Here is a 22996-nt window from a genome sequence, read left to right as displayed (position 1 = left end):
GTTCGTTGCGGGATGCGGCAGACGGCGGAAAAATTCCCCCGCTGTTAATTCCGTCCCAGCAGCCGCACCTGGCCGGTGAGAGAGCGGCCCCCGCTGGTGCTGAAGGTCAGGTAATTAGGCGAATCGATATTGTTATCGACGGCGTAGGGATTATGACGGTCCGTGATGTCGTCAAAGCCAGCGCGCAACTGCCAGCGAAATCCAAACAGAGAAACCCGCCGTTCAAGCGCCATGTTAAGGGTAAAAGAGGCGGGAAAACGCACACTATCGGGACGGCCAACCAGTTCCTGGTCTTCATTCACCACGCTGAAAGGAAAGCCCTGGCGCCAGTCGAGCGTGTAGGCAAGATCGAACTGCTTGATGAGCGGCAGGATGCCCCAGGAGACAATCCTGTTGGGGGTGTCCCATGGGAGCGGTCCGGGACCCTGCGGGCTGAAGTAGGGATTGAGAAGGTTGAAATCGAGCACCGCGTTGGAGCGCGAATTCGAGTGCGTATAGGCGGCGTAGATGACGTGCCCGCTCCTGAAGCGCCGCCGCAGCGCAATGTCCACGGCGTCGTAGCGGTCACGTTGCGCGCTCTCCAGCAGGAACCGCCCTGAAAAGCAGCCTTGCGGACCTGCGCAGGGGTTTACGTAAGTCCAGCCGCTATGGCCGCGCTTCTGGATGTACTCTGTCCGCAAAAAGAACTCGGCCGGAAGCTTGCGCTCGATGCCGGCGCTCCAGTTCAAAACCCAGGGTTTATCCAGCTTGTCATGGTTGATCAGAAAAATGCTTTCCACGGGCGGCCGGATTAACGTGGTACCCGTGGCATCGTAAAAAGTGTCGATCCGTGTTCCGGCAAGCGGCTCTGTGTACAGATCGATATTCGATTGGTCGTAGTAGATGCCGGCGCCTGCCACGAGCTTGGTATTGTCTTCCGCCGACGGAGCGTAGCTGAACGCCAGGCGCGGCGACACCCTCGCGCCACGGGCAATGCGGTCCCACTCGAGCCGGAGGCCGGGGTCCACAACCAGACGGGGTGAGAGCGACCAGTGGTCTTCAGCGTAGACGCCGGACTCGAAATTTGCCTGTTCGAATGACGGGTTGACGGGAAACATGACTGCGCGCGATAGCGTCCCGTCCTGCCGCACGATCGAGATACCATGCCGATTGAACGATTGCAGGTCCGACACGCGATCAAAATCAACGCCAGTCCTCCATTCGTGCGTTCCCCATTTGGAGAAGCTAGGCGCGATGAGGTTGGAAATGAATTGCAGGCGCTGGGAGCGCCCTTCGGACTGCTGGAAGAAATTCCCCCCGGAGCCTTCCGGCGTCAGCAAGTAGGTGGCGTTTCCCAGCGGCAGCTCGGCAACGTGAAAACGGCTGAATCCAACGCCGTATTCCATCAGCATTCCGTTCGAAAGCGTGAACTGGTCAATCACCGAGAGATGGTAGATGGACTGGTTTCGTCTGGTTGTGGTCTCCACCGGATTAAAGCGCGAAAGGCCCGTGTGGTCGCTGCGAAATTCGTTGAACAGAAAATCGGTGGTCAGAATGTTTGAGTGCGTCAGGTTGATCTGCGATTTTGCCAGGCCGCCCCACCGCCAGCGGGTGCCGGAGTCGGCGCCGGCGGGGAGTTCGTTGATGATCTCGAGGTCATACTCGCTTTCAGGAGCCAGCAGAAACCAGGCTTTGCCCTTCCTGATAGGCCCGGAGAAGCTGCCATGCGGGGTCCAGCCGTCCAGATGAAGACCTTTATGGGTGTTAAGCGAGGGAACCAGGTCGGTGCCGGAAAACCTGTAGCGGTCGTCGCCCATGCCCGATTCCAGATCGAGGACGCCGCCCGACGCTTTGCCGTACTGGACCGGGTAGCGGGTATCGTAGACCGTAACGGAGCGCAGCGCGTCCACGGCCAGGCGAGCGTTAAAAAAGCCGCTGGCAGGGTCCGTGATGTTAAATTCATCGAGCTGGTCGAGGACCTGCCGCGTGGGAGCGCCATTGATGTGGATCTGGCCGGTGGCGTCCTGCACAACGCCGGGAAGCAGCGGCAGAGCGTAACGGATGTCGCGGGGAACACTGTAGGGAAGGTTCATAATTTCTGTATCCGTCAGGCTGTGGGTCGATGAGGTTTTGGCCGGATCAATGGCCGCGGGCGATGCCGCCACGTTGATGCGCTGGTGAACTTCACGCACGCGATTCAGAATGACTTCCGTGCTCTCCAACGTGCCAATCGCGATGTTCCCGGAGCGGACAGCGTAGAATCCCTCTTTCTCCACGGTCAGCCGGTAATTGCCGGGCGAAAGGTCCCTGAAGGCATACCTCCCTGCGTAATTCGTTTCCCCCTTCTGGATCGTGTTGCCATTTGGGTCCGCCAGGTAAACATGGGCGAGCGGCACGGCCAGGCCGGTCTCATCATTGACGATGACGAGCAACGAATCCGTCGGGTTCAGGGCGCCGCCGGCCTGGTTCTGCCCTGTGGGAGACGATGTTTGCTGCTGGGCCTGCGATTGCGGGCCGGCTGCGCGGACCTGCTGCCCGGTTGCGGGAGGCGGTCCTGTTGCCTGCGGGCGCGCGGCAAGCGCATGGAGGCCGGCAAGGCTGGCGAAAAGCCCCAGAACAAGCGGTCCTGCTGCGCGGCGGGCAGTAAACGCTTTCAGGCGATTCGAGCGTTGAGAAAAATGCGGTCGCATCGATTGTGAACTCCATTGTCGCTCAGTTCGCTCGAAATGGCGGAATTTTAACAAATCCGCTCTGCCTGGAGGTGGCCCTGCTCGGCCCCGTGTAGCGCCGACCCCGCCAGGGCCGGGTCGGCGCTAGGCAACATCTGCGCAGTTGAAGGTGGGCGCCGCGTTGGCAAGTTTTCTGACGCGTTACGCAAGCTGGCGGGGTAGCCGGACTGCCTGGATACGGAGAATCGTCCACCCCGGTACCGGAGTTATAATCAACTTTGGTCAAAGCGCACATATTCCTCGCACAAATGGTCTGCTGCCTGGCGCTGGCGGCGCTCGGGGTTGCCCCTGCTCAGGCGCAGCACGAGCAGGGAGAAATCCGCCTGAAGGTCCAGGACCAGAAAGGAGGACCGCTGGCCGCCTCGGTGGAGCTGGCGAGTGAGGCGAACCATGTTGACCGCACTTTCCTGACCAGCAACGCGGGAAATTACATCGCGCGGGAACTTCCATACGGCCTCTATCGCCTCGAAGTTACCTACCCCGGATTTGTTCCTTTCAACAAGCTCGTTACGGTGCAATCTGAAGTGCCGGTCACGGTTTCCGTAACCTTAGGCCTGGCGCCGGTAAGAAGCAGCATCAACGTGACGGGATCGGGCACGCTGATTGATCCCGAAAGCCCCCGGACTGTTTACTCGGCTGGGCCCCAAGCGCTGAACCAGCAGCTCCCCGCGCAGCTCGGCCGCGGCTTATCGGACGTGGTGAATTCTCAGCCGGGCTGGCTGTATGAAGCGAATGGAGTCCTGCATCCCCGCGGCTCAGAATACGATGTGCAATTTGTGGTGAATGGACTGCCGCTGACGGAAAACCGCTCTCCGGCCTTTGCGCCTCCCCTTACCCAGGATGATGTTGAGTCGATGCGGGTGATGACCGCGGGCTTCCCGGCCGAGTATGGCCGCAAACTGGGTGGAGTGGTGGAGGTGACGACGGTCAAGGACCTCCCGCCCGGCTTCCACATGAGGGCCGAGGCCGACGGCGGCAGTTTCGCCACGGCGGCTGGCGGGGTCGAAATGGGGTTCGCCGAGGGCGCCAACCAGTTCCTGGTTTCCGGCGACGCGGGTGTCACGGACCGCTATCTTGACCCGCCTGTGCTTGCCAACTACACCAACCGCGGGTCGAACGGGGCGGCCGGCGCTACGTGGTCGCGTGACCTGACGCAGAGAGACCATCTGCGAATCTCAATCCGCCACGCGGAGACCCGGTACACCGTCCCCAACGAGCTTGTCCAGCAGGAGGACGGCCAGCGTCAGGACACCGCCGACAGCGAAACCAATTTCCAGGCGGACTACAGCCGTGTGCTATCGCCTACCCTCTTGTTCGGCGCTGAGGGAAGCCTCAGGGACGAATCATTCCAATTATGGTCGAACAACCTCTCCACTCCTGTCGCCATCAGCCAGCAGCGCGGGTTCCGGCAGGGTTACGGCCGGGCTACCCTGGCGGGCTCGCAGGGAATCCACAATTGGAAAATTGGCGTGGATACGATTTTCAATCCTGTGCGCGAAAACCTGCAATACGCCATTACGAACCCCTCGTTGTTTGATCCGGATACGGCGCAGAGCTTTGTGTTCGCCGACCGGCAGACCGACATCGAGCCGGCAGCATTTGCAGAGGATACGCTGCGATTGAAGAACTGGAACGTCAGTCTCGGTATGCGCTTTGACCATTACGGTTTTGTAGTACACCAGTCAGCATGGAGCCCCCGCGTTGCCGTCTCTCGATATTTTGCCGGGCTCGGTTTGCTGGTCCACGCCGACTATGACCGAGTGTTTCAGACGCCGGCCATGGAAAACCTGCTGCTTGCAAGTTCTCCCGCGATTGACCAGATCAATCCGCTGGTGGTTCGATTGCCGGTGGAACCGGCACGTGCGAATTATTACGAGGTCGGCGTGACCAAGGGCATCCAGGGGCGGGTGCGGCTGGATGTGAATGTGTTTCGCCGGACCTTCCGCAATTTTGCCGACGACGACACGCTACTGAATACCGGCGTCAGTTTTCCCATCGCCGTCGCTCATGCCACCGTGGAGGGCATCGAGGGCAAGCTGGCGTTTCCGCACTGGGGCCGCTTTTCGGGCTCCATCAGTTATTCAAACCAAGTGGCGACAGGCCAGGGACCGATTACCGGCGGGCTCTTCATCGGGGCAGAGGCCATCGCTGACTTGGCAGACAACAGCCGCTTTCGTGTCTCTCAGGACCAGCGCAACTCTGCCTCAGGAAATTTGCGTTACCAGGCCGCCAGCCGGTTCTGGCTGGCAACTGAAACTTCCTATGGCAGCGGCCTTCCGGTTGAGCTCGATACCGGAAGCAGCGATTACAACTTCCTGCTGGCCCAATACGGCCCCGAGATTTTGAGTCGTGTGGACTTCGCGCGGGGAAGGGTCCGTCCGTCATACTCGGTTGATGCGGGCGCGGGTTTCGACCTTTACCATGAGGAAGGCAGGACCGTCAGCCTGCAACTCCAGGCTTCGAACCTCACTAACCACCTGAATGTGATCAATTTTGCCAGCCTGTTTTCCGGGACTGCCATCGCCACGCCGCGCAGTTACGGCCTGCGCCTCCAGGCAAGCTTCTAAGCGAACCCGATTATTCACATCCGGGCAAGCTCGAGAAGCGGTGGTGTCCTGATTCGAATCGTAGCGGCGATCCCGCCGTGGCGGGATCGCCATTTGGCGGCGTAAAGCCGCCGCTACGGTCAAGCAAGGACAGCACCAGAAGCCGTGTGGCTGGACACCGGATGAAGACCTTTTCTATAATCAACAATTTATCCCAACAAGGGGGAGTGATGCGAAAGGCGCTCGACCTCAAACAAACGCTGAATCTTCCGCAAACCAAGTTCTCGATGAAGGCGAACCTGCCGCAGAACGAGCCTCGGTGGCTTGCCCGCTGGGCCGAAGAAGACCTGTACAGCCAGATTCGGGAGGCGCGGAAGGATTCGCCGCTCTTTACGCTGCACGACGGCCCGCCCTACGCCAACGGCCGCATTCACCTGGGCACCGCGCTGAACAAAATCCTCAAAGACTTCATCATCAAGTGGAGAACGCTGGCGGGATTCAACGCTCCTTACGTTCCGGGTTGGGACTGCCACGGATTGCCCATCGAGATCAACGTTGACAAGGAACTCGGCGCGAAGAAGCGGCAGATGAGCACAGTTGAAATCCGCCGGGCGTGCCGCCGTTACGCCGAAAAGTATATCGACCTTCAGCGGGAAGATTTCAAGCGGCTGGGAGTTTTTGGCGAGTGGTCGAGACCCTACCTCACCATGGACCCCTCCTACCAGGCGCTGATTGCGGAAAACTTTCTGACGTTTCTCGAAAAGGGCTACGTTTATCGCGGATTGAAGCCTGTGTACTGGTGCATACACGACAAAACTGCGCTGGCCGAGGCGGAGGTTGAATATGAAGAGCACACCAGCCCGTCGATTTATGTGCGCTACCGGGTGATTTCGGATTTGAGCGCCATTGCACCGCAACTGAAGGGGCGCGAGGCGTACGTCATCATCTGGACCACCACACCATGGACGCTTCCGGCCAGCATGGCGGTGGCGTTCCACCCCGATTTCGAATACGTGGCGGCCAGCGACGGCGGCAAAGACGGCCCCGTTTACATCCTGGAAGCGCGGCGGCATGGACCGGCGATGGCGGAGACCGGCTTGAATGCGCCTGAGGTGCTGGCGCGCTTTCCGGGCAAGAAACTCGACCGAATCGAGATACAGCATCCGTTCCTGGAACGCAAGCTTCTGGGTGTGCTGGCGGATTACGTTACGGCGGAAGATGGCACGGGCCTGGTCCATACGGCGCCGGGGCACGGCCGTGAAGATTACGACACAGGCATGCGATACGGCCTCGAAATCTATTCTCCCGTGGGCGACGCGGGCGAGTTCACCGAAGGCTTGCCCGAATACAAGGGGAAAAAGGTATTTGAAGCCAATGAAAGCATCATCAACCTGGTAAAATCCCGCGGCAATTTGATGGGGCCGGCGGGCCGCCTGACGCACTCTTATCCGCATTGCTGGCGCTGCCACAATCCCATCATCTTCCGGGCCAACGAGCAGTGGTTTGTGAGCATTGACCATGAGCGGCTGCGCGAACGCTCGCTGGAAGAAATCAGGAAAGTTCGCTGGTCGCCGGACTGGGGTGAAGAGCGTATTTCCAACATGATTGCCACGCGGCCAGACTGGTGTATTTCCCGGCAGCGGGCGTGGGGAGTGCCCATCACGATTTTTCACTGCATTGATTGCAACAAACCCTTGCTCGACGCCAGCCTTGCCCGCAGGGCGATCGAGCTGTTCAAGAAGGAAAGCGCGGACGCCTGGTATACGCATGATGTCACGGACCTGCTTCCGCCGGGTGCCACGTGCCCTGGTTGCGGCGGCGGCAACCTGCGCAAGGAGACCGACATTCTTGATGTCTGGTTTGATTCCGGCTCCAGCCACACCGCCGTGCTGGGCCACCGGCCAGACTTGCCCTGGCCTGCGGATGTTTACCTTGAAGGCGGCGACCAGTATCGCGGATGGTTCCACAGTTCGTTGCTGGTGGGCATGGTGACGAAGGGCGGCGCGCCTTATCGCGTGGTGCTCACCAACGGCTGGGCGCTCGACGCGCAGGGCCGCGCCATGTCAAAGTCGCTGGGCAATGTCATCGATCCAAACGAAGTCATCAAGACGCACGGGGCGGAAATCCTGCGGCTCTGGGTGGCTTCCATCGACTTCCGCGAGGATGTGGTGATCTCTTCGGAGATCCTGACGCGGCTGTCGGAAGCTTATCGCAAACTTCGCAACACCTTCCGCTACTGCCTTTCGAATCTTTATGACTTCGACCCCGCCGGCAACAGCGTGCGCGGGGACCAGCTTGGAGAGATCGACTGCTGGGCACACGTCGAGACCGCAAACCTGCTGGAAAGGGTTTACGCAGCCTATAACGAGGACGCTTTCCACAAGGTTTATCGGGCCATCTACGATTTTGCGACCATCGAGCTGAGCTCTTTCTATTTCGATATTCTGAAGGACCGGCTCTACACGGCCCCGGCGCAGTCGGTGCGGCGGCGGGCCGCGCAGACCACCCTCTACCGCATTGCCGACGCGCTTGTCCGGGCAGTGGCTCCGCTGATGTGCTTTACCGCTGAAGAGGTCTGGGCGCACCTGCCGCCAGACTCATCGCGCGAGCCCAGCGTTCACCTCGCGCAATTTACTCCAACGTCCAGCCTGCGCGATGAGGTTCCGGCGCCTTGCCAGCAAAAACTTGACAACTGGCCGCGGTTGATTGAGGTGCGTGATGTTGCGCTGAAGGCGCTGGAATCGGCACGGCGCGAAGATGTAATCCACAGCCCGCTTGAGGCCAGGCTCATCCTGAGCGGCGACGAGAATTTCGGTCCTCTGCTTGAACAATATCGTTCAGAGTTGCCCACGCTCCTGATCGTCTCCCAGGTGCAGCTTGAGCCATATACATCAAGCGCTGCTGAAAGCTCTGTGCCGGGACTGAAGATCAGAATCGAGCGCGCCTCCGGAGGCAAATGCGCCCGTTGCTGGAACTACTCGGAGCAGGTTGGGAAGGACGACGTATATCCCGAGGTCTGCGAGCGTTGCCTGGCCGCCTTGCACGAAATTGAATCCGAAGCAGATTAGCCCCGGAAACGGTAGAAATTTGATGCTGCGGCCTTTTTGGCCCTTGCCCAAGGGACCAGAGCACTTATGCGTCCCAATGTAATCTCGGATAAACTAGTAGTTATGGCGGATGAATCCTCCCATGCCGTGGATGCCCCCGCGATGCCCGGATGGCTGGCCAGACGCGCGCAGTCGATCCGGCGAGTCCTCTACTTGCTGATCGTTTTCCTGATTTTTGCAGCCGACCAGATGACAAAAAGCTTCGTGGAGCGTACCATTCCCCACGGCGTGGCGGTCCCGGTAATCCCTGGATTTTTCGATCTGATTCATACGGAAAACAGCGGCATCGCCTTCAGCCTGTTTGCTGGCGCTCCCGATTCCTGGAAGATGGTCCTGATGATCGGGGTCTCGATTGCGCTGCTGGTCGCCGTCGTGATTGTTGCTCTGAAGAGCAAGGAAATGAACTGGGGAACCGGCGTGGGTCTGGCGCTTGTGGTGGGCGGCGCGTGCTCGAACCTGCTGGACCGGATCCGCTTTGGCCAGGTGCTTGATTTTCTCGACTTCTATCACCGGAGCTACCACTGGGCCACCTTTAACCTCGCGGACAGCGCCATCGTGGCAGGGGCGGGGCTCCTGCTTCTAGAGATCCTGCTTTCAAAGTAAAAACTGATGCCATGTAACGGGCCTCCAGGCGAGGAGTTGCGGGAGTTTGTGGCGGCGGATGAAGACGCCGGGCGCAGACTGGATGTTTTCCTTGCTGAACGCATGGCGGACTGGAGCCGCAGCCAGTTGCAGCAATTGATCCGGTCAGGCCTGGTGAAGATTGATGGACAGCCCGCCTCAAAAGCGGGTGAAAAAGTGGAAGCCGGCGGGCGCATCAGCATTCTGGCAAAGCATGAACCGATCGAGGCCTTTGCTGAAGAATTGCCCCTGACGATTCGGCACGAAGATGAAGACCTTGCGGTGGTGGATAAGGCTGCGGGCATGGCGGTCCACATTGGCGTGGGGACCCGGTCCGGCACCCTGGTGAACGCTCTACTTTTCCATCTGGGCAACGGTCTATCGAGCGTTGCCGGTGAGATGCGGCCGGGGATTGTTCATCGCCTCGACAAGATGACCTCCGGCCTGATCGTGGTGGCAAAGAATGACGCCGCGCATCGCGCGCTGGCAGACCAGTTCCGAGCGCGGACCGTGCATAAGCGCTACCAGACGCTGGTGCACGGGCGCGTGGAGGCGGAGCAGGGGAAAATCGAGGCGCTCATCGGACGAGATCCCGCCAAACGGGCGCGAATGAAGGTGGACGGCATCGCGGCGCGGGACGCCCTCACGCTCTACCGCGTGGCGCGGCGCTTCCATCACTTCACGCTGGTGGATGCTGAACCACGCACCGGCAGGACCCATCAAATCCGCGTCCACTTCGCTTATATTCATCACCCGGTGGTCGGCGATCGCATGTACGGGGCGCCGGCCAAGGCCCGCGTCGGGTCGCAGGACCGGCCCACGCTGGACAGGAACTTCCTGCATGCGGCGCAAATCGAGTTTGTGCATCCCCGAACCGGCGTGCCGATGCGCTTTGCCTCGCCGCTGCCGCCCAGGCTGGCTGCCTTTCTCGACATTCTGGAGCAGCAGGACCGTTGACCTCAAGAGTCTGCAACGATATTTATTCTCACCCTGCTGAAAGCGCGGTAGGATAAGGAAATCTAAAGTTCCTGGGCAATGGGTACACGACATCGAGGAGGAAATGATGAAACGGTTAGTGACGACGACCTTCGGGTTGGCTGTGGCGCTGGCACTTGCGCTGCCTTCATGCGCGGCGAATGGGAGGGACAAAACTGAGATTCAGTTAAACGGAAAGGCGGTTTCCATTGACTACGGGCGTCCTTCGCTTCACGGCAGGACGGTTGGGGACATGCTGTCCAAACTGCAGCCGGGGCAGTTCTGGCGTCTGGGCGCAGACTCTTCCACGACTTTTGAAACCGGCGCGGACCTTGCATTCGGCAACGAGACTGTTCCGGCAGGCACCTACAGCCTGTGGGCCGAGAAAACGCAAGGCAACAAATGGGACCTGGTGTTTAACAAACAACACGGCCAGTGGGGAACCGACCACGATCCAAAACAGGATTTCGTGAAGGTGCCGCTCGAAGAGTCCAAAGCGGATAACTCGGCTGAAATGGTCACCATCAAACTGAGCCAGATGGGCGAGGGCGGTCACTTTTCCGTTCAGTGGGGGGACCTGATGCTGGCAACACACTTTCAAGCCAAGTAGGCTGATGTCCTGCATTTTCCAAGCGGCTGTGGCGCCGCCATCCCGACGACACCGCCGAGCATGCGGCGCCAAGGCTAACCGTTCTGACTTTTCCAAAACCCGCCTGATTGTTGCTCACCCAAGCTGGTTGCAACGGCCCGGTCTGGTGGCAGGAATAGTGCATTCCGGAGCCCCTCTGGGAGCAAAAGCCGCAACCACGGCCGTCATTAATGACGGCTGGCTGAAACGGCCTCCGAGCCTTCGCCTTTGGGGGCGTAGTAGCCGGGGCGTGTTCTGACGGTGTAATGTTTGCTGTCGTGATGGTCGGTGAGTTCGATCTGCACCCTGCGGAAGCTGCCGTCTTTTTTGGCATTCGTCGGGTAGTATCCCAGGGTGTACTGGTTGCGGATATCGCGCGCGATGCTGACGCAGATGGGCTGAACCTGATCGAGGGACTTGGGGAAGTATGCTTTTCCGCCAGTGGCCTCTGCAAGTTCTTTCAACACCTTCTCGGCCCTCTTGTCGCCGCTGCCGTGGACCTTAAACAGCCCCCCGGCGCGTTCCTCGCCCAGCAACCCGATGCAGTAGATCACCGCATTTGACTGCTGGGCCTGCCTCAGCAGGTCCGGGAAAGAATAACGACTGGCGTTATCTTCGCCGTCGGAGATGACCAGAATGGCCTTCTTGTCGCGATTGCCAAGCTTCAGATGGTCAATCGACGCAGAAACGGCATCATAAAGGGCTGTGCCGCCACGCGAATCGATCTTGGCCAGTGCCGCTTGCAGCTCTCCCATGTTGCTGGCAAAATTGCCGGGCGTGTCCAGGTAATATTCATCGTTGAAATTCACCACGAACACCTGGTCATCGGGATTGGAGGTTTTCACAAAAGTCACCGCCGCTTCATTGACCGCTGGCCGCTTGTCGCGCATGCTGCCGCTGTCATCGATGTCAATTCCCACAGTCACGGGGATGTCGGCGTGGCTGAAAACCGACAGCTTCTGCTGGACGCCATCCTCAAGCACCCGAAAATCATTTTCGGCGAGGTCGTTGACCATCCGTCCCTGTTTGTCAACCACCGTGGCATGAAGGACCACCAGGTTCACATTCACATTGATCTTGTACTGGTCACTCTTCTTCTGGGATTCGGGTGCAGTCGATTCGGGGGCCGTCAGGTCCTGCGCGGTCAAGGTTGCGCAGAAAAGCGCGGCGGCAAGGACGCTAAGGAAAATCTGTCTGGCAGGTTGCAAAAGCGAGGCTGATCTCCTACTGGGTTGGGGCATAGTAACCAGTGCGGGCATAAACCTGGAGAGGGGGAAGCCCGCGCGGCGGATTAAGCTTAACCTTGATCCGGCGCCAATGCCCGTCCCGCACGAGATTTGAGGGTTTGTATCCGATGACATATTGGTTCCGTAATTGGATTGAGATTTTTTCTGCGATGTCCGGCAGCTCACTGGGGTCTTCAACTGAAAACATCCTACCGCCCGAGACGTTGGCCAATTCGGAAAGGAGAGACGGCCCCGCAGCCTCCTCCGGGCTTCGATCGCGGTCAGCCAATGGCTCAAAAATCCCAATAGCGTAAATCTGGACATCCGCCTCCTTGACGGCGCGCTTAATGTCTCTTTCAGTATATCTGCTGTGATTGTCTCCGCCATCAGAAATTACCAGCAGCGCCTTCCGGCTGGTATCCGTTTTTTTCATGCGGCTCAGGCCAAGGTAGATCGCATCGAGCAGGGAAGTCCGTCCGCCGGCCTTCACAAAAAGCATTCTGTCGAGAATATTTTCATAATTGTCGGTAAACGACGATACCATGTACGGACGGTTGCTGAAGCTGATCAGCATAAACACGTCTTCGGGGTTAGATGTCTTGAAGAACTCCAGGGCTGCCTCTTTGGATTTCTGGATTTTGTCCGACATCGAACCGCTGGTATCAAACACCATCCCGACCGAGATGGGCGCATCTTCCGTGGCAAACGTCAAAATCTTCTGCTCCACCTTGTCATCGTAGATTTCAAAATTACCCTGGCCAAGGCCCGTAACAATTCGATCGAAAGGGTCCGTGACGGTTACCGGAACAACCACCCTGTCAACATTCATCTGGATGGGCGTGGTGTTGATCGGAGGATGCCGAACTTCCACATCCGGGGCCTCGTCCTTGGTGTCGGGATGGTCTGCTGATTTGTTGCCGGAGGCAAAGCAGGGTGGCGCTACCCCAGCAAGCCCCCAACAGGCCAGAAAGAGAACTAAACCAACCCGGAATGCGCGCGTGCTGACGTGTGTCGGCATCCAGGCTCCTTCCTTCTTTTGGCGCAGCCGGCTCAGCCCCTCCGGTTGCTCCTCTGCAGACTCGGCATGACCTGTTTTTATTCTAGCACACCCCTGCGGACGCAATCACCAGCACCCTCGGGATACCCTCAGTCCATGCGGCGGCAGCCACCCCGATTTGCCGTTGACAACGTTGTCGCGCTGAACTGATAATGGGCAGTACACTGTCCTGCCATGCAGCGAGAATACGTAGGAACTGAATTAACCAGGCTCCGTCGTCCGGGCATTAAGTATTCCATGTATTTCAGTCGATACTAAAAGGAGAACCATGGGCGTCAAGTATATTTTTGTGACCGGAGGAGTAGTGAGTTCGCTGGGCAAGGGCCTTGCCGCGGCCTCGATCGGGTGCCTGCTGGAGGCGCGAGGTCTCAAGGTGAACCTGCTCAAGTTTGATCCCTACCTGAACGTCGATCCGGGGACCATGAGCCCTTTTCAGCACGGCGAGGTGTACGTGACCGACGACGGGGCCGAAACGGACCTCGACCTGGGCCATTACGAACGCTTTACCCATGCCCGCATGCGGCGCGAAAACAACTGTACGGCGGGTCGGATTTACGAAACCATCATCACCAAGGAGCGGCGCGGCGATTATCTGGGAAAGACCGTGCAGGTGATTCCGCACGTTACGGATGAAATCAAGGCCGCCATCCGGAAAGTTGGCTCCGAAGTGGACGTGGCCATCGTGGAGATTGGCGGCACGGTGGGTGACATTGAATCGCTGCCGTTCCTCGAGGCCATCCGCCAGATGCGGCAGGAGCAGGGCCGTGAAAACGTGGTCTTTATTCACGTCACTCTGGTCCCCTACATCAATGCTTCCGGTGAGCTGAAAACCAAACCGACACAGCATTCGGTGAAGGACCTGAGGGAGATCGGCATCCAGCCGGACATCCTGCTTTGCCGTACAGACCGCTTTCTGCCGGCGGAGATCAAGTCGAAAATTGCTCTCTTCTGCAGCGTCCAGAAAGACTCGGTCATAACCGCCAAGGACGTGAACAACATTTACGAGGTGCCGCTGGTGCTGGCGGCCGAAGGTTTGGATACTCAGATTGCGAAGTGCCTGGGCATTGATCTCGGCGAGTGCAACCTAAAGCCGTGGGCCGACCTCGTCGAACGCCAGCGCGGCCTCCGGGACGAGGTCTCGATTGCGATTGTCGGCAAGTACGTAGAGTATCAGGAATCCTACAAGAGCCTGAACGAGGCGCTCGTACACGGTGGGCTGGCCAACAAGGTACGCGTCAATGTGGTGTGGCTTGAGGCGGAGGGCCTGGAGGGCGAGGACTGGGAGCGCCAGCTCGACGGCTTTGATGGTGTGCTGGTGCCGGGAGGCTTCGGGAAGCGGGGCATTCCCGGCATGCTGCGCGGCATCACCTTTGCGCGCACGCGAAAAGTACCCTTCCTGGGGATCTGCCTCGGGATGCAGTGTGCGGTGATCGAGTACGCGCGTAACGCCTGCGGGCTGCAGGGGGCGGACAGCTCGGAGTTCGATCCTGCCACGCCGCACCGGGTGATCTACAAGCTGCGCGAACTGCGCGGCATCGACGAACTGGGCGGCACCATGCGGCTGGGCGCCTGGACGGCGCGCCTGAAGCCTGACTCTTTTGCGCACCAAGCCTACGGCCAGGTTGAAATCTCAGAACGCCACCGGCACCGCTATGAGTTCAACCGGGAATACGAGGCGACGCTGGTGGCCAATGGGCTCGAAATCACTGGAGAGACCCCGGACGGAACCTACGTGGAAATCGTCGAGATTCGCGATCATCCCTGGTTCCTCGGCTGCCAGTTCCACCCTGAGTTTAAGTCGCGGCCGCTGGAACCGCATCCGTTATTCAAAGCCTTTATCGGAGCGGCGCTGGCCCATCGCGGAGAGCGACCGACAGCGGCAGTTGAAGCGCCATTTCCTGCGGGGCAGTTAATCGAGGAGGGCACCGAGTCTTCGGGCTAGGTGTTTGTCAGCGGCCTTCCACCGGCCCAGGGTCAGACCTCTTATGAGACGCGCGGTTCGCATCGGCAGGCTTTCACTCGGGCAGGCACGTCCCCTTTTCCTGATCGCCGGCCCCTGCGTGATTGAAAGCGAATCGCACGCTTTGATGATGGCCCGGCGCCTCAGCGCCACCGCCCGGCGGCTGGGCATTCCGTATATTTTCAAAGCGTCCTTCGATAAGGCCAACCGGACTTCCGCATCGTCTTACCGCGGGCCGGGTCTCGTCCGCGGGCTTGAGATCCTGGCAGCCATCCGGAAGAAAATTGACGTTCCCGTCCTCACCGACGTTCATGATGTAAGCCAGGTGGCGGCGACGGCCGAGGTCTGCGACGTGCTGCAGATTCCCGCCTTCCTGTGCCGCCAGACCGACCTTCTGGAGGCCGCAGGACGCTCGGGAGCAGCCATCAACATCAAGAAGGGCCAGTTCGTTTCACCGTGGGAAATGCGCAACGCCGTTGAGAAAATCGAGCGCACCGGAAATCACAGAATTGTAATCACCGAACGCGGGACGACTTTCGGTTATAACAATCTGGTGGTTGACATGCGCGCCTTGGCCGTGATGCGCGAGTGGGGCTATCCGGTGGTGCTCGATTGCACGCATGCGCTGCAACTGCCCGGAGGCGAGGGGCGGCAGAGCGGAGGGCAGCCGCAATTTATAGAGACTCTGGCAAGAGCAGGCGTGGCAGCGGGGGCCGACGGCATCTTTATGGAGGTACACGATCGCCCTGACAAGGCACTGTCGGACGGGCCCTCGGCGTTGAAACTCCAGAGTTTTGCGCCGCTTGCCAGAAGGCTTCGGGAGCTTGGAAAATTTGTGCGCCGTTTGCGCTGAGGACTTTCGAGGGGGACGGCACAGATTGGGGACGACTTTGCAACGCCTGAAGCGAACAATCCAGTTTGCTGCGCCCTCGCGCCGTAGGTTATCGAGATGCTGCACCCTGATTGATCAGAGGCCAGGTCCGGTCCGGGCGGCGGGGCCCCGGGACAACCGCCAGAAGCTGAAATAATCAATGGCTATCTCAATCCGACGATTGAAGATTCGGGGCCAGATGCTTATTCTGGTTCTGCCCTTGCTGCTCGCATTGCTCGGGATCGTTGCGCTGTTTTTTTACAACTACCGGCAGCTTGGCCGGGTTATGATTTCAGCCCAAAACAGCGAATTGGCCGCGAGCAGGGCTAATTCGGTGTTGCAGGGCACGAGCCAAATGTCGGAAGGGGCGCGGGGTTATGTCCTGACCGGCCGGCAATCATTTCTGGACGATTATAACTCCGCCTCAGCATCTGTTTTCCAGGACCTTGCGGTGCTCCGGGATCTCGAGGCAGGCGTCCCGCCAATGGTTTCCCGTTCTGAGAATATACGGAAGCGTGTCGAACGTTGGAAGAAGACGTGGGCGGATCCGCTGATCGAAAAGGCGAAGGCCGGGCGCTCCTCCGAGGCCGCGGTTGCCGTCCTCCAGGGCAGCGACGAATTCGCGCGCATCGAGACCGACCTCAAGCAATTTCAGAGCGACAACCAGGCGGCTGCCTCAGACCGCAGAAATCAGGGCAAGCGGATCGTTCATTCGGGACTGGTTTCAGGCGCTGTGCTGCTGGGGGCATTTGTGTTGCTGTTGGCTGTGCTGGTCCACGCGATCAGCCACAATATTTCGAGCCCGGTCATTCAGCTCACCCAGGCCTCAGATCAGCTCCGCCAGGGCGATTTCGATCTCACCTTGCCGCCAGAAACGGACAATGAATTTGGCGTCCTCACCCGCAGCTTTCTGCAGATGTCCCAGGCCCTGCGCCGCGACCGCGAGGAACTCGCCGCCCTCAAGCGTTTCTCGGAAGCTGTCACCGAGTGTACGTCAGAAAGCGAAGTCTATGACCACATCCTCCACGCGCTTCGCGACCGCTTCCATCCCACCCAGGCGATCATCTTCAAACTTCGCCCGGAGGAGGACTTCCTGGAAGTCGTAGCCTCATTGCATCCTTTGCCGAAGGACGTGCACGACTGGCCCGTGATTGAAGGCAAAAATAGCTGCAAGGCGGTCCGGATGGGACGCCCCTTCCGCGTGAACGACGTCACCGTGGAACCGCTCTGCCCCGGCAAATTCGTGTTGCCCGACGAGGGCAGCTATTATTGCGGTCCGCTGATCGCCGGCGGCATTATCATCGGCGCTGTTCGCCTGCAAGGGATAAAAGGATTCTGGACGCCGGAACGGGAAAGCCTTCTGGAAAGCTATCTCAGCACCACCGCTTCGGTACTTTCCAACCTCCAACTGCTCCAGACGATGCGCGAGCAGGCCAATATCGATCCCCTCACAGGGCTTTACAATCGGCGCTTCTGCAAAGATTACGCGGGCAAGCTGATGGCCATGGCCCGGCGCAAGGACACTCCTCTGGGCTTCGTCATTCTTGACCTCGACCACTTCAAGAACATTAACGACATATACGGACACGAAGTGGGTGACCGCATCCTGAAGCAGTTTGCCAAGACGATTACCCAGTCAATGAGGGAAACCAATCTGACGGCGCGCCTGGGCGGGGAGGAGTTTGTCGTGGTTCTTCCCGACACGGGCGCCAAAGCTTGCCAGGTGGTGGCCGAACGCATCCGGAACGCGGTCGCCCACATGAACATGCCTCAGGTGAATGAAAAACCGCTGCCCAATATCACCGTCAGCCTCGGCATCGCCGTCTACCCGGAACACGGCGCCACGCTGGAAGAGATGTTGCAGGCCAGCGATCGGGCCCTCTATGAATCCAAACGCGCTGGCCGCAATCGCGCCACACTCTATGTTGCCGAGATTGAAAAACGCGGAGAGCCTGTTCCTTGAGCCAATCGCCCTGGCTTTTGCGAAATCAAGGTGGCCTGACAGGCAGTGACAATATTCCCGGCTGGGAGGTCAGGCGTTTTGCCCGGATGCGTCCGGCAAGCGGGTCACACGCCCCTTTCCTCGCCGCTGCCGACAGTTGGCTGCCACGGCCCTTCCACCAGGACAGCCTCACCGTTACCGGGCCAGGGAGGCATGGTGACGCCGATGGCCTCGATCGCGTCCTGGCCGGTGCAGCGGAACTGGAACCGTGTTCCGAGCGGAAGTGTCAGGCACACGCCGGGATAGACGTCCACGGTCTCGGCCACGCCGTCCTTTTCCCGCCACATTTCGCCCTGGCCGGCGATGAAGAACCAGATTTCTTCTACAGTGCGGTGCGTAACGGCGCGCGCGGTCTGGCCTGGACCAAGCTCAAAGTGCGCCATCCCGCCGCCCTTCAGCCCCAGCAGGATCCTCACATCAGACCCATCCGGAGCTATCACATCAGGGTCATCCGGAAGTTGTTTCGTTTCAAATTCTGGCATGGTCGTGGCCGCTCCTTGGCGCCTGGGTTTCAGGTTTGGTACAGGCCGCAGATTTGCATTCCGTGTGCGGGATTGTCAAGGGCCGGCGGTCCGGGCGCTAGGCAGGTGCCCATCCCACCTGTGATATCATCCCTGATTTAAGCGGACACCAGGTATGAGCCTTGAAACCGGCAGGAGAGTGCTCGAAATCGAGGCGCGCGCCATCGCTGAACTGATCGGGCGGCTGGACCAGCAGTTCGAGCGCGCGGTGGAAACCATCCTGGCCTGCCGCGGGCGCCTGGTGGTGGCGGGCATGGGCAAATCCGGCCTGATCGGACAGAAGATTTCCGCCACCTTTTCGAGCACCGGAACGCCTTCATTTTTCCTGCACCCTGCCGAAGCGCTCCACGGCGATCTGGGCCGCCTGGTCCCGAACGACGTGCTCATGGCGCTCTCTTACAGCGGCGAGACGGAAGAACTGCTGCGCCTGCTCGATACCGTCAAGCGGCTGGCAATTCCGCTGATTGTACTGACCGGCAAGCCGAGTTCCACGCTCGCTCAGTCAAGCGACGTAGTGATCGACGTGAGTATCAGCGAAGAAGCCTGCCCGCTGGGACTCGCTCCCACTGCCTCGACGACGGCCATGCTGGCAGTTGGCGACGCGCTGGCCATGGCGTTGCTGGAAAAGCGCGGTTTTAAGGAAGAGGATTACGCGGCGCTCCACCCGGGCGGGGGCCTGGGAGTGCGGCTGCGGCGCGTCGAGAGCGTGATGCACACGGGCGAAGAAATTCCGCGCGTGCAGCCGGAGACCGCACTGCCAGACGTGATTTACGAGATCAGCAAGAAGAAACTTGGCCACACGGTCGTGGTGGACGATAAAGGGCGGCTGGCTGGCGTGATTTCTGACGGAGACCTGCGGCGCTTCTTCCAGCGCGAGGGAGGCCGCGCGCTCGAGTGTTCGGCCTCGGACGTGATGACTCGAACGCCGGTGACGATCGGGCGCAAGGAGCTGGCCACCCGCGCCTTGAACCTGATGGAAAGCCGCCGCATCACTTCGCTGATGGTGGTTGGCGCAGAAGGCCGCCTCGAGGGTGTGGTCCATATTCACGACCTCTGGCGGACCGAAATGTTTTGAACACGCTCCCCAGTCAAGTTTGGGAATACGTCGAGGAGGGATATGCCGCTATCCAATCAGCAGGTCCGTCAGCGCGCGCGCAAGATCAAGCTATTGCTGCTCGACGTTGACGGCGTTATGACCGACGGCCGCATCTACTACGTGCCGCGGCCCGCAGGCGGAATGTTTGAAACCAAGACGTTCCATTCCCGCGACGGCATCGGCATCCGATACGCGCGTGAAGCCGGACTCAAGATCGGCATCATCAGCGGCCGCGGCTCGGAGACCGTGCGTTACCGCGCGGCAGAGCTGAAGCTGGATTTTGTGGAAGAAAATGTTCTCGAGAAGATCCCGCCTTATGAGCGGATTCTGAAGGCTGCTGGAGTGAATGATGATGAAGTCTGCTATGTGGGGGACGACCTGGTTGACCTTCCCATCTTGAAGCGCGTGGGGTTTGCGGTGTGCGTCCAGGACGGCCACTCGCTGCTTCGCCGGCACGTCCATTACGTGACGAAAGCTCCGGGTGGGCTGGGGGCTATCCGAGAGACCATCGAGATCATCCTGGAGGCGCAGGGCAGGTGGAAGGCCGTGGTGGACGGCTACTTGAACGCCGCTGAACATTAGCGCACAAGGAAACTTTGCGGCGTTCTAAACCAGCGCCACGGCCCGGATGGGCGAGCCGGACCCCTGCCGGATTTTCAGCGGCAGCGCCAGAAACAGAAAGAAATCGGGAAGCTCGTCAAGGCGCGTCAGGTTCTCGATGATCAGAACGTCCTTTTCGAGCAGCACGGGATGGACAGGATGATGGTCAAGCGCCGCCGGCGGATCCGGCGAAAGGGAATCGACACCTACCGCCGCCACGGATTTGCTGACGAGGTAGTCCGCTGCTTCCATGCTGACGCCCGGCCAATCATTCAGATATCGCCGATGGTCCGGCGCCAGTCCCCAGTGTTCTGACCATCCAAAATTGAACACGACAATGTCGCCGGCCTCGATGGCCCCGTGTTCCGCTTCCCAATGTTGAATGGACTGTGCTGAGACGTAATCGCCTTCCTTCAAGCCGCGGCAGTCGAGGCGCACGCCACGCCCAATGAGATGGCCAGGCCCAATCTGGTCGATGGTTTTGTGCCCTTCAGCATTTTTATCAGCCACAAAATGCACCGGGGCGTCAACGTGCGTCCCGTTATGCTCATGCATCAGCACCTGGTAGCTGAGCGACCGCCCTCCAAGCTGGTAAGATCCCCACAGGTTGTGAAAGAACTTTGAGTGGGTGGGGAAGTTCGGCATACGCTCTTCGAGTGTCTGGCTCAGGTCAACCAGGCGGGCGCGGCGCAGGCTGGAGATTAAGGTTGACAATTCCATAAACGGAATCCTTTCAGATAATATGTTTCAGGATTCCGACAAGCTTCTTAGCATCCTGCACATTCCCGTTCTTTCCCCTGAGATAGAGAAACTTTAACCGTTCCTGGACCGCAGCATGGATGTCGTCTAAGTGACCCACCGGATCGCGGAGCCAGTCATTCTCCCACTGCTGCTGAACCACGGCAGCCTCCTTTGAGCGGTCCAGCGACACCTGGGCGATGGTGGTCGATCCCTCCTGCTCGAATACGTGCCGGACATTCGGCGGCGACATGATAATCAGCTCCCGGAGCAAGGACGGCTGTGGCTTGGTGCGTCCCGACTCCCAACGGAAGATGGTGGACTGCTTCACTCCAAGCCGAATAGCGAAATCGGTTTGGGAAAGGCCATGGTAGACCCGCACCTGTCGAATAGCGCCCTTCAAGTCGTCTCCAGATACAGGCCGGCGTCGGGATAATGGCTGTCTTTTCATGCTCTTGATCGACCCCCTTTATAAAAATACTTGACAAAGTTATCCAGTTCCGCGCGATGAATCAGAGATGGTTGCCGAGGTCCCGGGGACGAAAGATCCTGGCGGCAAATTTCGCCACAGTTTCGCGCGGGCAGAAACGCTGGACGAAAAGCATGGACTTGTTCAGGAGGCGCGGGACCACCAGCCCGCCGCCACGGTCGAGCGCCCGGAGCGCTTCGTCAACCACTTCTGCCGGGTCCTGCATGCCGCCGGGCATATCGCGGACTCCGTAATTGCCGGCTTCAAAAAAATTGGTTCGAGTGCTGCCGGGGCAAAGCGTCACCACCCGGACGCCGTGCGCGCGCACCTCTTCAGCAAGCCCCATCGAGAAACTTGTCACGAAAGCCTTGGTGGCGGCGTATGTGGTGGTGTAGGCCGCAGCCTGGAAGCTTATCGTCGAAGACACGTTGATGATTGCCCCTTCGCCGCGCGCAACCATGGCCGGCAGCAGCAGGTAGGTGAGCTCGGCGAGCGCATTGACATTCAGCCGCACCATCGCTATTTGCCGGTCGAGCGGCAGCTTCCAGAACTCTCCTCGCGCTCCGAATGCTGCGTTGTTCACCAGCAGGTCGACGTCAAGATTTTTTTCCTTGAGGATCGAGATAAGCTGCGGAGCCGCATCACGCGAACTGAGGTCTGCCGGAATGACCTCGGCCTGAATCGAGCGCTGGCGAACCAGGTCGGCGGCCAATTGGCTCAGCTTGCCTTCCGAGCGTGCGGTGAGTACCAGGTTGTGACCGCGCCCGGCCAATGCGCGGGCAAAGCATTCTCCAATGCCGCTGGAGGCCCCGGTAATGAGTGCATAACTAACGGTCGCCATGGCTCCTTAAGCGCGCTGCACGTTTCTTGTCCCGTGCTGGGGCTGGCCTTTTGCCGCCGGCCCGCGGCAGGCTGACATAATCCGGGTTGCGGTGGCGAGCGCCGGCGGCCATCAGCTTTTCGGCCTCGGCCCGGGTTGCAATGCCGCCGCGCGCTCCAACCCGCGTGCAGTTCAATCCGGCCATGGCGTTCGAAAAGTCCAGGGTCCGCTCGATGTCCCAACCTTCGAGCAACCCGTAGGCAAAAGCCCCGTGAAAAATGTCCCCCGCTCCCGTGGTGTCCACGGTCTCCACGACAAAGCCCGGCGAATAATGGAACTTGTTGTGGCTGTACACCAGCGCGCCATCGCGGCCCAGCGTCATTCCCGGGGCCCGGATCTTGTATTCCCGTGCCATGTACTCCAGCACCAGAAACGGGTCGTTCCGCCCGGTCACGGCAGGCAGAAAATTAGCGGAGGCAATCAGGTAGTCGATAAGGGGAAAAATCTGCTCCACATCTTTGTAAACCGTATCGAGGTCTGCGACGACAGGCAACCCCGCCTTGCGCGCCCATCTGGCCGCCTGGGTGCAGGCAGCGGAGTCGCATCCGTCAATGTGCAGGATTTTGGCCGTGGTGATTGACTCCGGCTTCAATTCGCGCGGCGCAATGGCCAGGCGCTTGTCGCGGTCCCAGAAAACTGTCCGTTCGCCAGTCGCTTGGTCAACGATGATTAGCCCGAATTGGGTGTCCGCGCCGGGTGTGACCTCCGTATACTGGACATCCAGGCCTTCGTCCCGCAGGCTTTGCAGTTGGAAGCGGCCGGCCTCGTCGTCGCCAACCTTTCCGATGTACCGGGCTTGCAGGCCCAGTCGCTGGCAAGTGACGAGCGCGGTGGCCACCTGGCCTCCCGCCTGTCGTGACAGAGAGACAACGCGTTCTTTTCCACCCAGCGGCGGAAATTCCCGGACCATCAGGACCGTGTCCGTGGCATTCAGGCCGAGACCCACAACGTCCGTTGCTTTTGGCGGCATCTGGTTTCTCCCCGAAGACGA

18 protein-coding genes are annotated in these 22996 nt (G+C 59.6%); 10 read left to right on the top strand and 8 right to left on the bottom strand.

Features of this window, described 5'->3' with window-relative positions; all coding sequences use genetic code 11:
* Window positions 1-44: 44 nt before the first annotated feature.
* Window positions 45-2669 (bottom strand): TonB-dependent receptor, encoded by a 2625-nt coding sequence (locus tag VFQ24_02530; protein HET9177216.1) that lies wholly within the window; start codon window positions 2667-2669, stop codon window positions 45-47.
* 257 nt (window positions 2670-2926) lie between these two features.
* On the opposite strand from VFQ24_02530, the gene VFQ24_02525 reads away from it, so the two are divergent.
* The 5 genes from VFQ24_02525 to VFQ24_02505 all read left to right on the top strand — a co-directional run bounded on the left by VFQ24_02525 (window position 2927) and on the right by VFQ24_02505 (window position 10567).
* Window positions 2927-5275: a TonB-dependent receptor gene (locus tag VFQ24_02525; GenBank protein HET9177215.1), complete on the top strand. Its 2349-nt coding sequence runs from the start codon at window positions 2927-2929 to the stop codon at window positions 5273-5275.
* Window positions 5276-5484: 209 nt separating this feature from the next.
* On the top strand, window positions 5485-8322 hold the full coding sequence (gene ileS, locus VFQ24_02520) for an isoleucine--tRNA ligase (GenBank protein HET9177214.1): 2838 nt from the start codon (window positions 5485-5487) through the stop codon (window positions 8320-8322).
* 102 nt (window positions 8323-8424) lie between these two features.
* A complete protein-coding gene (gene lspA, locus VFQ24_02515; GenBank protein ID HET9177213.1) occupies window positions 8425-8964 on the top strand; it encodes a signal peptidase II in 540 nt (179 codons plus the stop codon).
* Between the two features lie 6 nt (window positions 8965-8970).
* Window positions 8971-9939, top strand: a complete 969-nt coding sequence (locus VFQ24_02510; GenBank protein ID HET9177212.1) for an RluA family pseudouridine synthase — start codon at window positions 8971-8973, stop codon at window positions 9937-9939.
* A gap of 106 nt (window positions 9940-10045) precedes the next feature.
* A complete protein-coding gene (locus tag VFQ24_02505; GenBank protein ID HET9177211.1) occupies window positions 10046-10567 on the top strand; it encodes a DUF2911 domain-containing protein in 522 nt (173 codons plus the stop codon).
* A gap of 206 nt (window positions 10568-10773) precedes the next feature.
* On the opposite strand, the gene VFQ24_02500 is transcribed toward VFQ24_02505, so the two are convergent.
* The gene (locus VFQ24_02500; GenBank protein HET9177210.1) at window positions 10774-11793 is read right to left on the bottom strand and encodes a VWA domain-containing protein; all 1020 of its coding nucleotides are present in this window, start codon (window positions 11791-11793) and stop codon (window positions 10774-10776) included.
* A gap of 16 nt (window positions 11794-11809) precedes the next feature.
* A complete protein-coding gene (locus VFQ24_02495; protein HET9177209.1) occupies window positions 11810-12829 on the bottom strand; it encodes a VWA domain-containing protein in 1020 nt (339 codons plus the stop codon).
* A gap of 307 nt (window positions 12830-13136) precedes the next feature.
* Between VFQ24_02495 and VFQ24_02490 the strand changes: the two genes are divergently transcribed.
* The 3 genes from VFQ24_02490 to VFQ24_02480 all read left to right on the top strand — a co-directional run bounded on the left by VFQ24_02490 (window position 13137) and on the right by VFQ24_02480 (window position 17662).
* A complete protein-coding gene (locus tag VFQ24_02490) occupies window positions 13137-14810 on the top strand; it encodes a CTP synthase (protein ID HET9177208.1) in 1674 nt (557 codons plus the stop codon).
* A gap of 43 nt (window positions 14811-14853) precedes the next feature.
* Entirely contained in the window at window positions 14854-15681 is an 828-nt protein-coding gene (gene kdsA / locus VFQ24_02485) for a 3-deoxy-8-phosphooctulonate synthase (protein ID HET9177207.1), read from the top strand.
* A gap of 178 nt (window positions 15682-15859) precedes the next feature.
* Window positions 15860-17662: a diguanylate cyclase gene (locus VFQ24_02480; protein ID HET9177206.1), complete on the top strand. Its 1803-nt coding sequence runs from the start codon at window positions 15860-15862 to the stop codon at window positions 17660-17662.
* A gap of 104 nt (window positions 17663-17766) precedes the next feature.
* Here the strand turns inward: VFQ24_02480 and VFQ24_02475 are convergent, their stop codons facing one another.
* On the bottom strand, window positions 17767-18183 hold the full coding sequence (locus tag VFQ24_02475; GenBank protein ID HET9177205.1) for a cupin domain-containing protein: 417 nt from the start codon (window positions 18181-18183) through the stop codon (window positions 17767-17769).
* Window positions 18184-18337: 154 nt separating this feature from the next.
* Here VFQ24_02475 and VFQ24_02470 point away from each other — a divergent pair, with 154 nt between their 5' ends.
* Window positions 18338-19297 carry a KpsF/GutQ family sugar-phosphate isomerase gene (locus VFQ24_02470; protein HET9177204.1) on the top strand — a complete coding sequence of 320 codons (960 nt, stop codon included), beginning with the start codon at window positions 18338-18340 and terminating at the stop codon, window positions 19295-19297.
* A 42-nt stretch (window positions 19298-19339) separates the two neighbouring features.
* On the top strand, window positions 19340-19900 hold the full coding sequence (locus VFQ24_02465) for an HAD family hydrolase (protein ID HET9177203.1): 561 nt from the start codon (window positions 19340-19342) through the stop codon (window positions 19898-19900).
* 24 nt (window positions 19901-19924) lie between these two features.
* Here VFQ24_02465 and VFQ24_02460 read toward each other — a convergent pair whose 3' ends face one another.
* From VFQ24_02460 to VFQ24_02445, 4 genes are all read right to left on the bottom strand, one after another.
* On the bottom strand, window positions 19925-20638 hold the full coding sequence (locus VFQ24_02460) for a cyclase family protein (GenBank protein HET9177202.1): 714 nt from the start codon (window positions 20636-20638) through the stop codon (window positions 19925-19927).
* A gap of 13 nt (window positions 20639-20651) precedes the next feature.
* Window positions 20652-21059, bottom strand: coding sequence for a helix-turn-helix transcriptional regulator (locus VFQ24_02455; GenBank protein HET9177201.1), 408 nt, complete (start codon window positions 21057-21059; stop codon window positions 20652-20654).
* A gap of 109 nt (window positions 21060-21168) precedes the next feature.
* Window positions 21169-21966, bottom strand: coding sequence for an SDR family oxidoreductase (locus tag VFQ24_02450; GenBank protein HET9177200.1), 798 nt, complete (start codon window positions 21964-21966; stop codon window positions 21169-21171).
* Window positions 21953-22975: a PfkB family carbohydrate kinase gene (locus VFQ24_02445; protein HET9177199.1), complete on the bottom strand. Its 1023-nt coding sequence runs from the start codon at window positions 22973-22975 to the stop codon at window positions 21953-21955. The genes VFQ24_02450 and VFQ24_02445 overlap by 14 nt, the downstream gene beginning before the upstream one ends.
* Window positions 22976-22996: the final 21 nt, after the last annotated feature.

Source organism: Terriglobia bacterium (assembly GCA_035712365.1).
Classification (GTDB): Bacteria; Acidobacteriota; Terriglobia; order UBA7540; family UBA7540; genus SCRD01.
The sequence above is the reverse complement of the archived record's forward strand: the minus strand, read 5'-3'. Positions and strand labels throughout refer to the sequence as shown.

What these genes read in the sequence shown, in the direction of transcription:
- VFQ24_02530 (HET9177216.1), bottom strand. Translation starts at nt 2,669, where the DNA reads ATGCGACCGCATTTTTCTCAACGCTCGAATCGCCTGAAAGCGTTTACT.
- ileS (HET9177214.1), top strand. Translation starts at nt 5,485, where the DNA reads ATGCGAAAGGCGCTCGACCTCAAACAAACGCTGAATCTTCCGCAAACC.
- lspA (HET9177213.1), top strand. Translation starts at nt 8,425, where the DNA reads ATGGCGGATGAATCCTCCCATGCCGTGGATGCCCCCGCGATGCCCGGA.
- VFQ24_02510 (HET9177212.1), top strand. Translation starts at nt 8,971, where the DNA reads ATGCCATGTAACGGGCCTCCAGGCGAGGAGTTGCGGGAGTTTGTGGCG.
- VFQ24_02505 (HET9177211.1), top strand. Translation starts at nt 10,046, where the DNA reads ATGAAACGGTTAGTGACGACGACCTTCGGGTTGGCTGTGGCGCTGGCA.
- VFQ24_02495 (HET9177209.1), bottom strand. Translation starts at nt 12,829, where the DNA reads ATGCCGACACACGTCAGCACGCGCGCATTCCGGGTTGGTTTAGTTCTC.
- VFQ24_02490 (HET9177208.1), top strand. Translation starts at nt 13,137, where the DNA reads ATGGGCGTCAAGTATATTTTTGTGACCGGAGGAGTAGTGAGTTCGCTG.
- kdsA (HET9177207.1), top strand. Translation starts at nt 14,854, where the DNA reads ATGAGACGCGCGGTTCGCATCGGCAGGCTTTCACTCGGGCAGGCACGT.
- VFQ24_02480 (HET9177206.1), top strand. Translation starts at nt 15,860, where the DNA reads ATGGCTATCTCAATCCGACGATTGAAGATTCGGGGCCAGATGCTTATT.
- VFQ24_02475 (HET9177205.1), bottom strand. Translation starts at nt 18,183, where the DNA reads ATGCCAGAATTTGAAACGAAACAACTTCCGGATGACCCTGATGTGATA.
- VFQ24_02470 (HET9177204.1), top strand. Translation starts at nt 18,338, where the DNA reads ATGAGCCTTGAAACCGGCAGGAGAGTGCTCGAAATCGAGGCGCGCGCC.
- VFQ24_02465 (HET9177203.1), top strand. Translation starts at nt 19,340, where the DNA reads ATGCCGCTATCCAATCAGCAGGTCCGTCAGCGCGCGCGCAAGATCAAG.
- VFQ24_02460 (HET9177202.1), bottom strand. Translation starts at nt 20,638, where the DNA reads ATGGAATTGTCAACCTTAATCTCCAGCCTGCGCCGCGCCCGCCTGGTT.
- VFQ24_02450 (HET9177200.1), bottom strand. Translation starts at nt 21,966, where the DNA reads ATGGCGACCGTTAGTTATGCACTCATTACCGGGGCCTCCAGCGGCATT.
- VFQ24_02445 (HET9177199.1), bottom strand. Translation starts at nt 22,975, where the DNA reads ATGCCGCCAAAAGCAACGGACGTTGTGGGTCTCGGCCTGAATGCCACG.